Origin of the sequence: Streptomyces cahuitamycinicus (assembly GCF_002891435.1) — a bacterium.
GTDB classification, from domain to species: domain Bacteria; phylum Actinomycetota; class Actinomycetes; order Streptomycetales; family Streptomycetaceae; genus Streptomyces; species Streptomyces cahuitamycinicus.
Genome location: NZ_POUC01000826.1, coordinates 1 through 1,405, shown reverse-complemented (window position 1 = coordinate 1,405; position 1,405 = coordinate 1). Strand labels below are relative to the sequence as shown.

Below are 1,405 nucleotides of genomic sequence, written 5' to 3'. Positions count from 1 at the left end.
CCGCCGACGTGACGGAAGCGCCCCCCAAGGGGCGCGGGGAACTGCGCGACCGGCCACGAACGGCCCGCAGTCGAAAGCCGACCGCAGTTCCCCGGCTCACCCAGCGGAGCGCTACGCGTCCTTGAACTCCTGCCGCTGCCGCCCCAGCCCCTCGATCTCCAGCTCCACGACATCCCCGGCCCGCAGGAACGGCTTGGGCTCGGGCGCGCCCAGTGCCACCCCGGCCGGCGTCCCGGTGTTGATCACATCGCCCGGGTACAGCGTCATGAACCGGCTGAGGTACCGCACGACCTCCCCCACCGGGAAGATCTGCTCGGCCGTCGTCCCGTCCTGCTTCAGCTCCCCGTTGACCCAGAGCCTCAGGGACAGGTCCTGCGGATCGCGCACCTCGTCCGCCGTCACGAGCCACGGCCCCAGCGGATTGAACGTCTCGCAGTTCTTCCCCTTGTCCCAGGTCCCGCCGCGCTCGATCTGGAACTCCCGCTCGGACACGTCATGCGCCACGGCGTACCCGGCGACATGCGCCAAAGCCTCCTCCGTGGACCCGAGATACCTGGCCGTACGCCCGATGACGACGGCCAGCTCGACCTCCCAGTCGGTCTTGAGGGACCGCCGCGGCACGAGGACCGTGTCGTCCGGCCCGACGACGGTGTCCGGCGCCTTCATGAAGACGACCGGCTCTGCGGGCGGCTCGGCGCCGGTCTCACGCGCGTGGTCGTGGTAGTTCAGCCCGATGCAGACGATCTTGCCGATGCGCCCCAGCGGAGGCCCGATCCGCAGCCCGGTGGCGTCCAGAACCGGCAGGTCACCGGCGTCGGCGGCGGACCGGACCCGGCCGAGCGCGTCCTCGTCGGCGAGCAGCGCGCCGTCGATGTCCGCCACGACGCCCGACAGGTCCCGCAGGGTCCCCTCGGCGTCGAGCAGCGCGGGCCGCTCCGCCCCCGCCGTACCGACTCGCAGCAGCTTCATGATCAGTCTCCCTCGATCGCGGGCGCCCGGCCGATGCGCGCGACCCGGATGCGGCGGGACAGCCATCGGAGGACTGGTCGATCCTCCAAGCTGGGAGTGCCCTCCGCAATACCCCGTTCACGTACTGGACCCGGGCCCCCGCGTCACCGGTACAGCACGGCCCGCTCGACGGCACTCCACGTCGTGCTGGTCACGACGTACAGCGCGGCGGCCAGCGGTACGACGGCCACCGTGACCAGCGTGAAGAACGACATGAACGGCATCACCTTCGTCACCGCCCCCAGCCCGGCCGGCTGCTCGCCGCCGGCCCGGGCGGCCGGGTTGGCGGCCATCATGCGCTTGCTGAGCCGGTAGCTGAACGCGGCGACGCAGGCCACGACCACGAACAGCCCGGCGTAGACGAGCCCCGCCCCGCTGAGGACCTGTCTCTTAAACA

The 1,405-nt window shown here is 71.5% G+C and carries 1 protein-coding gene and 1 pseudogene; both read right to left on the bottom strand.

Going from position 1 to position 1,405, the window contains the following annotated elements; all coding sequences use genetic code 11:
* Positions 1–111: 111 nt before the first annotated feature.
* Positions 112–969 carry a fumarylacetoacetate hydrolase family protein gene (locus C1J00_RS43210; protein ID WP_102914214.1) on the bottom strand — a complete coding sequence of 286 codons (858 nt, stop codon included), beginning with the start codon at positions 967–969 and terminating at the stop codon, positions 112–114.
* A gap of 143 nt (positions 970–1,112) precedes the next feature.
* Positions 1,113–1,405 (bottom strand): annotated as a pseudogene (locus C1J00_RS43205) (hypothetical protein); the annotation flags it as partial.